Here is an 11,549-nt window from a genome sequence, read left to right on the forward strand (position 1 = left end):
CGCGCAGCAGCGCCTCGAGCACGAGCCGCTTCTGCTCGCCCCCGGACAGCGTGCGCACCTCGCGGTGCTCGGCACGGTCGAACGGGATGGACAGCACGGCGTCGGTGATCCGGTCCCAGCCGGTCTCGGCGTCGTACCCACCCACGTCCGCCCAGTCCGCCAGTGCCTGGGCGTAGCGCATCTGGGTGGGCTCGTCGTCGGTGGTGAGCATCGCGAGCTCGGCGGCGGCGAGCTCGGCTGCGGCGGCACGGACGGCCGTCGGCGCGAGCGAGGCGAGCAGGTCGCGGATCGAGCGGTCGTCCTCGATGCGGCCCACGAACTGGCGCATGACGCCCAGGCCGCCGGAGCGCGCGACCGTCCCGGCGTGCGGCGCCTCGTCCCCGGCGACGATCCGCAGCAGGGTGGTCTTGCCGGCGCCGTTGGGCCCGACGAGGGCCACCTTGGCGCCGTCGCCGACGCGCAGGTCGACGCCGGCCAGCAGCGGCCGGCCGTCAGGCAGCACGTAGCCGATGCCGGTCAGGTCGATGTGTCCCACGCGGAGCATTCTCCCGGCCCGTGCGGGTGCAGGGCGACGTCATTGCCCGGCATCAGGTCCCGGGGCAGCCACCGGCTCGCCGGGCACGGGTGATGCGTGCACGCTCGGCGAGCGCGTCGTCCGCCGGGTAGGCCACGTGCTCGAGGGTCAGCCCGTGCGCCGGGGCGACGTGCGCCGCCGGGTCTCGGCGCCCCGAGACGAGCAGCTCTGCCGGCCAGCCGACGGCCCGCCTGCCCTCCCCGACGGCGAGCAGACCGCCCACCAGCGCCCGCACCATCGAGTGGCAGAACGCGTCGGCCCGCACGTCCAGCACCACCAGGCCCGCGTCCCCGCCGGCCGCCGGACGCGTGACGTCGAGCACCTGGAGCGTCCGGACGGTCGTCGCGCCCGGCCGCGGCTTGCAGAACGCGGCGAAGTCGTGCTCGCCGACCAGCCCGGCCGCGGCGAGCGCCATCGCCCCGACGTCGAGCGGCAGGCGGTGCCGCACCACCGTGGTCCGCCGCAGGGGGTCGACGAGCGCGACGTCGTCGGCCAGTCGGTAGGCGTACCGCCGGTGCAGCGCGCCGAACCGCGCGTCGAAGCCCGCCGGCGCCGGCTCGGCGCGGTGCACGACGACGTCCGGGGGCAGCACCCCGCCGAGCCGCCGCACCAGCCCCTCCTGCGGCGAGCCGGCCCGACCCCGCACCGCCAGCCAGGTCCCGCGGTCCAGGTCCACGTGCGCCACCTGCCCGCGCGCGTGCACACCGGCATCGGTGCGCCCGGCGACGGTCAGCCGGGGCGGCGGGCAGCGCAGCACCGTCCCCAGGGCGGCCTCGAGGGTGCCCTGGACGGTCCGCAGGCCCGGCTGGGTGGCCCAGCCGGAGAAGGCGGTGCCGTCGTAGCCGAGGTCGAGCCGGATCCGGACGTGGGGGGTGGCGTCGGCCGCACCGGGCGGCATCGCGGGTCCCGTGCCCTCCTCGACGGTCCCGTGGTCCGTGCTCATCCGGACAACGATAGGACCCCACGCGCCTTCGCCCTCACGGCACGGTGCGCCGCCGATAGGGTCGGCCGATGAGCCACTCCCCCGCACCGGTCGCCCCCGAGGACGAGCGCACGCTCGCGGTGGACTGCGGCGGGGGCGGGATCAAGGCCTCGGTGCTGGACGCCGCCGGCACGCTCCACGTGCCGCCGGTCCGGGTGCCGACGCCCTACCCGCTGCCGCCCGAGCGCCTGGTCGCCACCGTCGCCGCGATCGCGGCCGGTCTGCCCGCGGCGGACCGCGCCACGATCGGCATGCCGGGGATGCTGCGGCACGGCGTCGTCATCGCCACACCGCACTACGTGACCCGCTCCGGGCCCCGCTCGCGGGTGGACCCCGAGCTCTTCGCCGCCTGGGCGGGCAAGGACATGGCCGCGGCCTTCTCCGCGAGCCTCGGCTACCCGGTCCTCGTCCTCAACGACGCCGAGGTGCACGGCGCGGGGGTCGTGTCCGGCAGCGGGCTGGAGCTGGTGCTCACCCTCGGCACCGGCCTGGGCTCCGCGCTCTTCGACGGCGGGACGTTGGCCCCGCACCTCGAGCTCTCGCACGCTCCCGTGCGCTGGAACGTCACGTACGACGCGTACCTCGGCGAGCACGAGCGCCGCCGGCTCGGCGACGGCGCGTGGTCGCGGCGCGTACGCCGGGCGGTCGAGGGCCTGCGCCCGGTCTTCCACTGGGACCGGCTCTACCTCGGTGGCGGCAACGCCCGGCGGATCCGTCCTGCGACGCTCGACGCCCTGGGTGACGACGTCGTCGTGGTGCCCAACTCCGCCGGGATCGTCGGCGGCGTGCGGGCGTGGTCGCTGCGCACCCCGAGGCCGTCGGCCGGCTGAGCCCCGCCGGCCTCGACCCGGTCGACCTCGTCGAGCGCCGCGAGCAGCGTCCGCGTGAACGCGACCGGGCGCACGAGGTTGACCAGGTGCGTCGCCCCGGGCACCACGACCAGCCGCGCACCGGGCGCGGCCCGCAGGTAGGCCCGCTCCTGGCCCCGGAAGTGGTCCCAGCGGCCGTTGACGAGCCACACCGGGCACCGGAGCAGCGGCAGGTCCTCCAGGGGCCGTACGGCCGGCATCCGGGTCAGCACGTCGGTCATGACGTCGAGCGCGAAGCCCCCGGCCGCGAGGTCGGCCGCGCCGGTCGGCGGCAGCGCGGCGCGCACCAGGGCGGCGTTGAGCCCCGCACCGCGGTCCGGCAGCCGTTCGATGACCCGGACGGCCTGGCGCCAGGCCCGCACGGCGGGCACGTCGGGGCGTGTGCTGCACCCGGCCGCGAGCAGCCCGGCGACCCGCTCGGGGTGGCGCGCGGCGTAGGCGATCGCGAGGTACCCGCCCAGGGACAGCCCCACGAGCACGGCCCGGCCGCCGAGGTCGTCCACCGCGGAGCCGATGCGCGCCATGGCGCCCTCGACGTCGAAGCGCTCGGCCATCCGCTCGCCGTGGCCCGGCAGGTCGATCGCCACGGCCCGCCTGCCGGTGGCCTGCACGGCCTCGACCTGGGCGCGCCACATGGTCCGCGACGTGCGTGCGCCGTGCAGGAACAGCACCGGTGCGGCGCCGGCGTGCGACGGCTCGACCACACGGACCACGCTACGCGCCGTCGTGCGCCGCCGCAGACGGCACGAGCCGGGTCCCGCCCGTGAGGGCGGGACCCGGCTCGTCCGTCGGTGGTGCTCAGGCCTTGTCGGCCTCGGTGGCGTCGGCCTCGACGACCGGCGTCTCCTCGACGACCTCGACGACCGGGGTCTCCTCGGCCGGCGCGGCGGCCTTCTCGGCCTTGGCGGCCTTCGGGGCGGCGGCCCGCTTGGTCGCAGCGGCGGCCTCACGGACGACGGCCTGCTTGGGGCTCACGGGCTCCATGACGAGCTCGATGACCGCCATGGGGGCGTTGTCGCCCTTGCGCGGGCCGATCTTGGTGATCCGCGTGTAGCCACCCTGACGCTCGGCCATGGCCGGGGCGATCTCGGTGAACAGCTCGTGGACCACGCCCTTGTCCCGCACGACCGTCAGCACGCGACGGCGGGCGTGCAGGTCCCCGCGCTTGGCGAAGGTGACCATGCGCTCGGCGAGCGGACGCAGCCGCTTCGCCTTGGCCTCGGTCGTGGTGATCCGGCGGTGCTCGAAGAGGCTCGTCGCCAGGTTGGCGAGGATGTGGCGCTCGTGCGCCGGGCCGCCTCCGAGCCGCGGACCCTTGGTGGGGGTAGGCATGTCGTGCTCCTAGTTCTCGTCAGATGAAGGACCGGACGGGCGGACCGTCGGTGCCGGAAGCGTCAGGACAGCTCGTCGTCGGCGAAGTCGCTGTCGTCGTAGTACGTCGCCGGGTCGAAGTCCACCGGGCTGTCCTTGAGCGAGAGCCCCAGGCCGACGAGCTTCTCCTTGACCTCGGTGATCGACTTCGCACCGAAGTTGCGGATGTCGAGCAGGTCGGCCTCGCTGCGCGCCACGAGCTCACCCACGGAGTGGATGCCCTCGCGCTTGAGGCAGTTGTACGACCGGATCGTCAGCTGCAGCTCCTCGATCGGCAGCGCGAGGTCGGCGGCGAGCGCGGCGTCCGTCGGGGACGGGCCGATCTCGATGCCCTCGGCCTCGACGTTGAGCTCGCGGGCCAGGCCGAAGAGCTCGACCAGGGTCTTGCCGGCCGAGGCCAGCGCGTCCCGCGGGGTCATGCCCGGCTTGGTCTCGACGTCGACGATGAGCTTGTCGAAGTCCGTGCGCTGCTCGACGCGGGTGGCCTCGACCTTGTAGGTCACCTTGAGGACCGGCGAGTAGATCGAGTCGACCGGCACGCGGCCGATCTCGGCGTCGTAGGCCTTGTTCTGCTGGGCAGAGACGTAGCCGCGGCCGCGCTCGACCGTGAGCTCGATCTCGAGCTTGCCCTTGCCGTTGAGCGTGGCGATGTGCAGCTCGGGGTTGTGCACCTCGACGCCGGCCGGCGGGGTGATGTCCCCGGCGGTGACGGCACCCGGGCCCTGCTTGCGCAGGTACATCACGACGGGCTCGTCGTTCTCCGAGGAGACGACGATCTCCTTGATGTTGAGGATGATCTCGGTGACGTCCTCCTTCGCGCCGACGATGGTGCTGAACTCGTGCAGCACGCCGTCGATGCGGATGGAGGTGACCGCCGCGCCCGGGATGGACGACAGCAGGGTGCGACGCAGGGAGTTGCCGAGGGTGTAGCCGAAGCCGGGCTCCAGGGGCTCGATGACGAACCTGGAGCGGTGCTCGGCGATGACCTCTTCGGTCAGGGTGGGGCGCTGTGCGATGAGCACGGTGGGGTTCCTCTCAGTGTGCGTCCGCCATATGACGCATCACGCGGTGCCGCCGCCGGGTATCGGTCCACCCGGCGGCGTCCAGCAGGGACGGGGGAGGTCAGACGCGGCGGCGCTTGGGCGGACGGCAGCCGTTGTGCGCCTGGGGCGTGACGTCCTGGATCGAGCCGACCTCGAGGCCGGTCGCCTGCAGGGAGCGGATCGCGGTCTCGCGGCCCGAGCCCGGACCCTTGACGAGAACGTCGACCTTCTTCATGCCGTGCTCCTGGGCGCGACGGGCCGCGGCCTCGGCCGCGAGCTGCGCCGCGAACGGGGTCGACTTGCGCGAGCCCTTGAAGCCGACCTGGCCCGAGGAGGCCCAGGCGATGACGGCGCCCGACGGGTCGGTGATCGACACGATCGTGTTGTTGAACGTGCTCTTGATGTGGGCGACGCCCACGGCGATGTTCTTCTTCTCCTTGCGCCGCGGCTTGCGCGCGGCGCCGGCGGTGCGGGTCTTGGGAGGCATTGCGGTTCCTTCGCTGGTCTGAGGTCGTCGGACCGCCGGCTGCGTGGTCGCGCCGGCGGACTGCTGCTACTTGCGCCCGGCCTTCTTCTTGCCGGCCACGGTGCGCTTGGGGCCCTTGCGGGTACGCGCGTTGGTCTTGGTCCGCTGACCGCGCACGGGCAGCCCGCGGCGGTGCCGGATGCCCTCGTAGCTCCCGATCTCGACCTTGCGGCGGATGTCTGCCGCCACCTCGCGGCGGAGGTCACCCTCGAGCTTGTAGCTGCCCTCGAGGTGGTCGCGCAGGGCGACCAGCTCGGCGTCGCCGAGGTCCTTGACGCGCAGGTCCGGGCTGATCCCGGTCGCGGCCAGCGTCTGCTGGGCGCGGGTACGGCCGACGCCGTAGATGTAGGTGAGCGCAACCTCGAGCCGCTTGTCGCGGGGGAGGTCGACGCCGACGAGACGTGCCATCTTCAACTCCTGTACTGCGTCGGAGGTCCTCCGCGCGGTCGTCCCGCTGAAGCAGGCCCCGGCCTCCGACCGGGGGTTGCACCGTGGCCCCGAGGGGCCGCCCTGGGAACCAGGGGTGCTGACCGTGCGCTGGTCCGGTCACCGCTGCGCGGTGCCGGTGGTCGTGCGTGAGCTCCCGGCCGTGGCCGGGACGCCGGGGCTCAGCCCTGGCGCTGCTTGTGCCGCAGGTTCTCGCAGATGACCATGACGCGACCGTGCCGGCGGATCACCTTGCACTTGTCGCAGATCTTCTTGACGCTGGGCTTGACCTTCATGCTCGTTCCTCCGCCGCCGCACGCGCACACGAGCGTGCAACGGGCGGCAGTGTCGATGGTGGGTGGGGCTTACTTGTAGCGGTAGACGATCCGGCCGCGGGACAGGTCGTACGGGCTCAGCTCCACCACGACCCGGTCCTCGGGGAGGATCCGGATGTAGTGCTGACGCATCTTGCCCGAGATGTGCGCGAGAACACGGTGGCCGTTGGCGAGCTCCACGCGGAACATCGCGTTCGGCAGTGCCTCGACCACGCTGCCCTCGATCTCGATGACACCGTCCTTCTTTGCCATTTCCTCCGCTAACTGTTCGGTGACACGACACCCCCCACCACGCAGCCACGGGCGAGCCCGTGGTGTCCGGTCGGGGATCAGGTGGCCGCCCACCCGCTGGGGGCCCGCGCCGGCGAGCCGGACGGACAGCGAACAGGGCACACGCACCCAACGGAGGATCATACGCCATCGCGCACGATGCTGACGCGTCAGGCCGGGGTGGATCCCTCGGGCAGCCACGGTGCGACGGTGACCCCCAGCTCCGCGAGCCGGGCGGCGCCGCCGTCGTGCGCCGTGAGCACCCAGACACCCTCCGGCCCGATGGCGACCGTGTGCTCCCAGTGGGCGGCCCGCGAGCCGTCCTGGGTGACGACGGTCCAGTCGTCCTCGAGGACGCGGGTGTGCCGCTTGCCGCGCGTGAGCATCGGCTCGACGGCGACGCACAGCCCGGCGCGCAGCCGGGCGCCCTTCTCGCGCGTGCGGTAGTTGAGCACCTCGGGCGGCTGGTGCATCGCGCTGCCGATCCCGTGACCGACGTACTCCTGGACGATGCCGTACCGCACGCCGCTCGCCTCGACGACGTCCTCGACGGCCTCCCCCACACCACCCAGCCGCTCACCGGTCGCGAGCGCTGCGATCCCGGCCCACAGGGCGGCCTCGGTCGCCTCGCTCAGCGCGACGTCAGCGGGGTCGGCGTCGGGCAGCACCATCGTGAAGGCTGCGTCGCCGTGCCAGCCGTCGACGATCGCACCGCAGTCCACGGAGACGACGTCGCCGGGCTCCAGCACGCGGTCACCGGGGATCCCGTGCACGATCTCCTCGTTGACCGAGACGCACAGCACGGCCGGGTAGCCGTGGTAGCCGAGGAAGGACGGCGTTGCCCCGGCCTCCGCGATGACCCGGGCCGCCACGGCGTCGAGGTCGGCCGTGGTGGCACCCGGGCGCAGTGCGGCCCGGACCGCGGCGTGCGCGTCGGCCACGACGATCCCGGCCCGGCGCATGCCGGCCACCTGGGCTGCCGTCTTGTACTCGATCTTCTCCCGGCCGAAGGCCATGGGGCTCCCCTCAGGCGAGCGCGGCGAGGAGCCGGTCGGCGACCTCGTCGATCTCGCCGATGCCGTCCACCTGCACCAGCAGGCCGCGGGCGGCGTAGGCGTCGGTCAGCGGTGCGGTCTGCTCCGCGTAGATGTCCAGCCGACGCGCGATCGCGTCGTGGGTGTCGTCCTCGCGTCCCTCGCGCACGGCCCGCAGCTCGATCCGCGCGAGCAGCTCGTCCCGGTCGGCGACGAGCTCGATGACCTTGTCGAGCGCCACGTCGTGGTCCGCGAGGATGCGGTCGAGCGCCGCCACCTGGGCGGCGTTGCGCGGGTACCCGTCGAGGATGAACCCCTCCGCCGCGTCCGCCTGGTCGAGGCGCTCGCGCACCATCGCGTCGGTGACCTCGTCCGGCACGAGCTCGCCGCGCAGGGTGTACGACCTGGCGAGGGTGCCGAGCTCGGTACCCAGGGTGGTCGCCGCGCGGAAGATGTCCCCCGTCGAGATGGCCGGGATCCCGTAGTGCCGGGCCAGCCGACACGCCTGGGTCCCCTTGCCCGAGCCCTGCGGCCCCATGACGACGAACCGCGGGCTCATCGCAGGAAGCCCTCGTAGTGCCGCTGCTGCAGCTGGGACTCGATCTGCTTGACCGTCTCCATGCCGACGCCGACGACGATGAGGATCGACGTGCCGCCGAACGGGATGTTGGTGCCGACGTCGAGCAGGATGAAGGCGATGAGCGGGATCATCGCGACGAGCGCGAGGTACAGCGAGCCCGGGGCCGTGATCCGCGAGATGACGTAGTCGAGGTACTCCGCCGTCGGCCGGCCGGCCCGGATGCCCGGGATGAAGCCGCCGTACTTCTTCATGTTGTCCGCGACCTCGTCCGGGTTGAACGTGATCGCGGTGTAGAAGTACGCGAAGAAGATGATGAGCACCATGTAGAGCCCGATGTTGATGGGGCTCGACGGGCTCGCGACGTACTGCGTCAGCCAGATCACCCAGCCGGCGGTCTGGTCGCCGAACTGTGCGATGAGGCCGGGGATCGCGAGCAGGGACGAGGCGAAGATCACCGGGATGACGCCCGCCATGTTGATCTTGATCGGGATGTAGGTGCTCGTGCCCCCGTACATCTTGCGACCGACCATGCGCTTGGCGTACTGCACCGGGATGCGCCGCTGGGACTGCTCGACGAAGACCACCAGGCCGACGACGAGCACGATGATCGCGAGCACGATGGTGAACTTCGTGGCGCCGTTCTGCCCGCCGGCGATGGACCACATCGCCACGGGGAAGGTGGCGGCGATCTGCGTGAAGATGAGCAACGACATGCCGTTGCCGATGCCCCGCTCGGTGATGAGCTCGCCCAGCCACATGATGAGGGCGGTGCCGGCTGTCATCGTGATGATCATGATGAGGATCGTCACGATGTCATCGTTCGGGATCACCGGCACGGTGCAGCCGGAGAAGAGCAGGCCGTTGCGGGCGACCGTGATGATGGTGGTCGACTGCAGGATCGCCAGGCCGATCGTCAGGTACCGCGTGTACTGGGTCAGCTTGGTCGTGCCCGACTGGCCCTCCTGGTGCAGGGCCTCGAAGCGGGGGATGACCACGCGCAGCAGCTGGATGATGATGCTCGCCGTGATGTACGGCATGATCCCCAGCGCGAACACCGCCAGCTGGAGCAGCGCACCGCCGCTGAAGAGGTTGATGAGGCCGAGCAGGTCGTTGGCGCCGGCGGTCTGCGCCACGCAGGCCTGCACGTTGCCGTAGTCGACCCCGGGGGTCGGCAGGAACGAGCCGAACCGGAACACCACCATGATCGCGATGGTGAAGAGCAGCTTGCGCCGCAGGTCTGGCGTCCGGAAAGCCCGAACGAATGCGCTGAGCACCTGTCCTCCTGCTCCGCCGTGGGCGGTACGTCGTCCTGCGCGTGCGGGCCCGATCGGGGAACCGCCGTGGGAACCCTAACCGAGATCTGCCATGGGACGGCACAGGGGCCGGGTCGCAGTGCGCCCCGGCCCCTGGTCCGACTCAGTCCTGGTCGATCGACCCGCCGGCCGCGACGATCTTCTCCGCGGCGGTGGCCGAGACCTTGTCCACGGAGACCGCGAGCTTGACGCCCAGGTCGCCGTCGCCGAGCACCTTGACCGGCTGGCCCTTGCGGACCGCGCCCTTGGCCACGAGGTCCTCGACCGTCACCGCACCACCCTGGGGGTAGAGCAGCTGGAGCTTGTCGAGGTTGACCACCTGGTACTCGGTGCGGAACGGGTTCTTGAACCCGCGCAGCTTCGGCAGACGCATGTGCATCGGCATCTGGCCACCCTCGAACCGGCTCGGCACCTGGTAGCGGGCCTTGGTGCCCTTGGTGCCACGACCGGCCGTCTTGCCCTTGGACGCCTCGCCACGACCCACGCGGGTCTTGGCGGTGTGCGCACCGGGGGCCGGACGCAGGTGGTGGAGCTTCAGCGTGCCACCGGCACCCGAGACGGGCGCCTTGGCCTTGGCCGGCGCCTTGTCGGCGGCGGCCTTGGTCGAGGCTGCCTTGGGGGCCTTCTCGGCGGCAGCCTTGGCCGGCGCCTTGTCGGCAGCGGCCTTGGCCGGCGCCTTGTCGGCAGCGGCCTTGGTCGAGGCGGCCTTGGGAGCCTTCTCGGCTGCGGGCTTCTTCTCGGCCGCGGGCTTCTCGGCGGTCTTCTTCACCGTCGAGGCAGCCTTGGGCGCCTTCGTCGCGACCTCCGCGTCAGCGGCGGCCGTCTCGTTCTTCTCTGCCATGGTCAGTCGACCTCCTCGAAGGCGACAAGGTGGATCACCGTGGCGACCATGCCCCGGATCTCCGGGCGGTCCTCCTTGACGACGACGTCACCGATGCGCTTGAGGCCGAGGCTCCGCAGCGTGTCGCGCTGGTTCTGCTTGCCGCCGATGGCGGACTTGGTCTGGGTCACCTTGAGACGGGCCATCATGCACCGGCCTTCGCGGCGAGACCCGCGGCGCGCGCCTTGAGCATCGACGCCGGGGCGACGTGCTCGAGCGGCAGGCCACGGCGGGCGGCGACGGCCTCGGGCTCCTCGAGCCCGCGCAGTGCCGCCACGGTCGCGTGCACGATGTTGATGGCGTTGGAGGACCCCATCGACTTCGACAGCACGTCGTGGATGCCGGCGCACTCCAGGACCGCGCGCACCGGGCCGCCGGCGATGACGCCGGTACCGGGGGACGCGGGACGCAGGAAGACGACGCCGGCTGCGGCCTCACCCGTGATCGGGTGCGGGATCGTGCCCTGGATGCGCGGGACGCGGAAGAAGCTCTTCTTGGCCTCCTCGACGCCCTTGGCGATCGCCGCGGGCACCTCCTTGGCCTTGCCGTAGCCCACGCCGACGGTGCCGTCGCCGTCGCCCACGACGACGAGCGCCGTGAAGCTGAAGCGGCGGCCGCCCTTGACGACCTTGGACACGCGGTTGATCGTCACGACGCGCTCGAGGAAGGCGCTCTTCTCGGCCTCGCCCCGACGGTTGTCGCGACGGTCGCCGCCGCCACGGTTGTCGCGGCGGTCCCCGCCGCCGGCGCCCGCGGCGCCGCCCTGCGCGCCGGTGTTGCTGCGCTGCGGTGCAGCCATCAGTGGTTCCTCTGCTTCCGTACGGACAGAACTCGGCGGCCGGTCACAGGGACAGCCCGCCGTGGCGGGCACCGTCGGCGACCGCCGCGACCCGCCCGTGGTACTTGTTGCCGCCGCGGTCGAAGACCACGGCGTCGACGCCGGCAGCCTTGGCGCGCTCGGCGATGAGCTCGCCGACGGCGCGTGCCTTGGCCGACTTGTCGCCGGTCGACGCCCGCAGGTCCACCTCGAGGGTGGACGCGGAGGCCAGCGTGCGACCGACGGCGTCGTCGACGACCTGGGCGACCATGTGACGGTTCGACCGGGTCACGACCAGACGGGGACGAGCGGCGGTGCCGACGACCTTCTTGCGAAGGCGCAGGTGACGACGCGCTCGAGCGATGGCCTTGCCCTTGCCACGGATCGTGAGAGCCACGTTACTTACCAGCCTTTCCGGCCTTGCGGCGGACAACCTCGCCGGCGTAGCGCACGCCCTTGCCCTTGTAGGGCTCGGGCTTGCGGATCTTGCGGATGTTCGCGGCGACCTCGCCGACCTGCTGCTTGTCGA

General features: G+C 72.3%; 17 protein-coding genes and 1 pseudogene. 1 reads left to right on the plus strand and 17 read right to left on the minus strand.

Features of this window, described 5'->3' with window-relative positions; genetic code table 11:
* Together PKY62_RS09995 and truA are read right to left on the minus strand one after the other, a co-directional pair.
* The coding region (locus PKY62_RS09995; RefSeq protein ID WP_324536565.1) for an ATP-binding cassette domain-containing protein at positions 1-535 on the minus strand (535 nt) is incomplete at its 3' end.
* A 52-nt stretch (positions 536-587) separates the two neighbouring features.
* A complete protein-coding gene (gene truA, locus PKY62_RS10000) occupies positions 588-1,517 on the minus strand; it encodes a tRNA pseudouridine(38-40) synthase TruA (protein WP_502875829.1) in 930 nt (309 codons plus the stop codon).
* A 68-nt stretch (positions 1,518-1,585) separates the two neighbouring features.
* Here truA and PKY62_RS10005 point away from each other — a divergent pair, with 68 nt between their 5' ends.
* Positions 1,586-2,386 carry an ROK family protein gene (locus PKY62_RS10005; RefSeq protein ID WP_324536566.1) on the plus strand — a complete coding sequence of 267 codons (801 nt, stop codon included), beginning with the start codon at positions 1,586-1,588 and terminating at the stop codon, positions 2,384-2,386.
* Between the two features lie 68 nt (positions 2,387-2,454).
* Here PKY62_RS10005 and PKY62_RS10010 read toward each other — a convergent pair.
* The 15 genes and pseudogenes from PKY62_RS10010 to rplF form a co-directional block, all read right to left on the minus strand.
* A pseudogene (locus PKY62_RS10010) lies at positions 2,455-3,138 on the minus strand (alpha/beta fold hydrolase); the annotation flags it as partial.
* A gap of 85 nt (positions 3,139-3,223) precedes the next feature.
* The gene (rplQ, locus tag PKY62_RS10015) at positions 3,224-3,757 is read right to left on the minus strand and encodes a 50S ribosomal protein L17 (protein WP_324536567.1); all 534 of its coding nucleotides are present in this window, start codon (positions 3,755-3,757) and stop codon (positions 3,224-3,226) included.
* 62 nt (positions 3,758-3,819) lie between these two features.
* The gene (locus tag PKY62_RS10020) at positions 3,820-4,818 is read right to left on the minus strand and encodes a DNA-directed RNA polymerase subunit alpha (RefSeq protein WP_324536568.1); all 999 of its coding nucleotides are present in this window, start codon (positions 4,816-4,818) and stop codon (positions 3,820-3,822) included.
* Between the two features lie 100 nt (positions 4,819-4,918).
* Positions 4,919-5,326 (minus strand): 30S ribosomal protein S11, encoded by a 408-nt coding sequence (gene rpsK / locus PKY62_RS10025; RefSeq protein WP_324536569.1) that lies wholly within the window; start codon positions 5,324-5,326, stop codon positions 4,919-4,921.
* 66 nt (positions 5,327-5,392) lie between these two features.
* The gene (rpsM, locus tag PKY62_RS10030; protein WP_161915874.1) at positions 5,393-5,773 is read right to left on the minus strand and encodes a 30S ribosomal protein S13; all 381 of its coding nucleotides are present in this window, start codon (positions 5,771-5,773) and stop codon (positions 5,393-5,395) included.
* Positions 5,774-5,973: 200 nt separating this feature from the next.
* A complete protein-coding gene (gene rpmJ / locus PKY62_RS10035) occupies positions 5,974-6,087 on the minus strand; it encodes a 50S ribosomal protein L36 (protein ID WP_009740505.1) in 114 nt (37 codons plus the stop codon).
* Between the two features lie 69 nt (positions 6,088-6,156).
* Positions 6,157-6,378 carry a translation initiation factor IF-1 gene (infA, locus tag PKY62_RS10040; protein ID WP_024286981.1) on the minus strand — a complete coding sequence of 74 codons (222 nt, stop codon included), beginning with the start codon at positions 6,376-6,378 and terminating at the stop codon, positions 6,157-6,159.
* Between the two features lie 188 nt (positions 6,379-6,566).
* Positions 6,567-7,412 (minus strand): type I methionyl aminopeptidase, encoded by an 846-nt coding sequence (gene map, locus PKY62_RS10045; RefSeq protein ID WP_324536570.1) that lies wholly within the window; start codon positions 7,410-7,412, stop codon positions 6,567-6,569.
* A gap of 10 nt (positions 7,413-7,422) precedes the next feature.
* The gene (locus tag PKY62_RS10050) at positions 7,423-7,989 is read right to left on the minus strand and encodes an adenylate kinase (RefSeq protein ID WP_324536571.1); all 567 of its coding nucleotides are present in this window, start codon (positions 7,987-7,989) and stop codon (positions 7,423-7,425) included.
* Positions 7,986-9,284 (minus strand): preprotein translocase subunit SecY, encoded by a 1,299-nt coding sequence (secY, locus tag PKY62_RS10055; RefSeq protein WP_324536572.1) that lies wholly within the window; start codon positions 9,282-9,284, stop codon positions 7,986-7,988. Before secY ends, PKY62_RS10050 begins: the two co-directional genes overlap by 4 nt.
* A gap of 142 nt (positions 9,285-9,426) precedes the next feature.
* Positions 9,427-10,164 (minus strand): 50S ribosomal protein L15, encoded by a 738-nt coding sequence (gene rplO, locus PKY62_RS10060; RefSeq protein WP_324536573.1) that lies wholly within the window; start codon positions 10,162-10,164, stop codon positions 9,427-9,429.
* Between the two features lie 2 nt (positions 10,165-10,166).
* Complete coding sequence (rpmD, locus tag PKY62_RS10065; RefSeq protein ID WP_324536577.1) at positions 10,167-10,349, minus strand: 50S ribosomal protein L30; 183 nt, start codon at positions 10,347-10,349, stop codon at positions 10,167-10,169.
* Positions 10,349-11,002: a 30S ribosomal protein S5 gene (gene rpsE / locus PKY62_RS10070; protein ID WP_324536574.1), complete on the minus strand. Its 654-nt coding sequence runs from the start codon at positions 11,000-11,002 to the stop codon at positions 10,349-10,351. The genes rpmD and rpsE overlap by 1 nt, the downstream gene beginning before the upstream one ends.
* A 43-nt stretch (positions 11,003-11,045) precedes the next feature.
* Positions 11,046-11,417, minus strand: coding sequence for a 50S ribosomal protein L18 (gene rplR / locus PKY62_RS10075; protein WP_324536575.1), 372 nt, complete (start codon positions 11,415-11,417; stop codon positions 11,046-11,048).
* Between the two features lies 1 nt (position 11,418).
* A partial coding sequence (rplF, locus tag PKY62_RS10080) for a 50S ribosomal protein L6 (RefSeq protein ID WP_324536578.1) occupies positions 11,419-11,549 on the minus strand: 131 nt, incomplete at its 5' end.

The organism is Actinotalea sp. (assembly GCF_035443605.1).
GTDB lineage: Bacteria > Actinomycetota > Actinomycetes > Actinomycetales > Cellulomonadaceae > Actinotalea.

Excerpts from the sequence above, each read along its gene's own strand:
- infA (WP_024286981.1), bottom strand. The coding sequence starts at position 6,378 with ATGGCAAAGAAGGACGGTGTCATCGAGATCGAGGGCAGCGTGGTCGAG.
- rpmD (WP_324536577.1), bottom strand. The coding sequence starts at position 10,349 with ATGGCCCGTCTCAAGGTGACCCAGACCAAGTCCGCCATCGGCGGCAAG.
- rplO (WP_324536573.1), bottom strand. The coding sequence starts at position 10,164 with ATGGCAGAGAAGAACGAGACGGCCGCCGCTGACGCGGAGGTCGCGACG.
- rpsE (WP_324536574.1), bottom strand. The coding sequence starts at position 11,002 with ATGGCTGCACCGCAGCGCAGCAACACCGGCGCGCAGGGCGGCGCCGCG.
- truA (WP_502875829.1), bottom strand. The coding sequence starts at position 1,517 with ATGAGCACGGACCACGGGACCGTCGAGGAGGGCACGGGACCCGCGATG.
- rpsK (WP_324536569.1), bottom strand. The coding sequence starts at position 5,326 with ATGCCTCCCAAGACCCGCACCGCCGGCGCCGCGCGCAAGCCGCGGCGC.
- rplQ (WP_324536567.1), bottom strand. The coding sequence starts at position 3,757 with ATGCCTACCCCCACCAAGGGTCCGCGGCTCGGAGGCGGCCCGGCGCAC.
- PKY62_RS10050 (WP_324536571.1), bottom strand. The coding sequence starts at position 7,989 with ATGAGCCCGCGGTTCGTCGTCATGGGGCCGCAGGGCTCGGGCAAGGGG.
- rpmJ (WP_009740505.1), bottom strand. The coding sequence starts at position 6,087 with ATGAAGGTCAAGCCCAGCGTCAAGAAGATCTGCGACAAGTGCAAGGTG.
- rpsM (WP_161915874.1), bottom strand. The coding sequence starts at position 5,773 with ATGGCACGTCTCGTCGGCGTCGACCTCCCCCGCGACAAGCGGCTCGAG.
- map (WP_324536570.1), bottom strand. The coding sequence starts at position 7,412 with ATGGCCTTCGGCCGGGAGAAGATCGAGTACAAGACGGCAGCCCAGGTG.
- PKY62_RS10005 (WP_324536566.1), top strand. The coding sequence starts at position 1,586 with ATGAGCCACTCCCCCGCACCGGTCGCCCCCGAGGACGAGCGCACGCTC.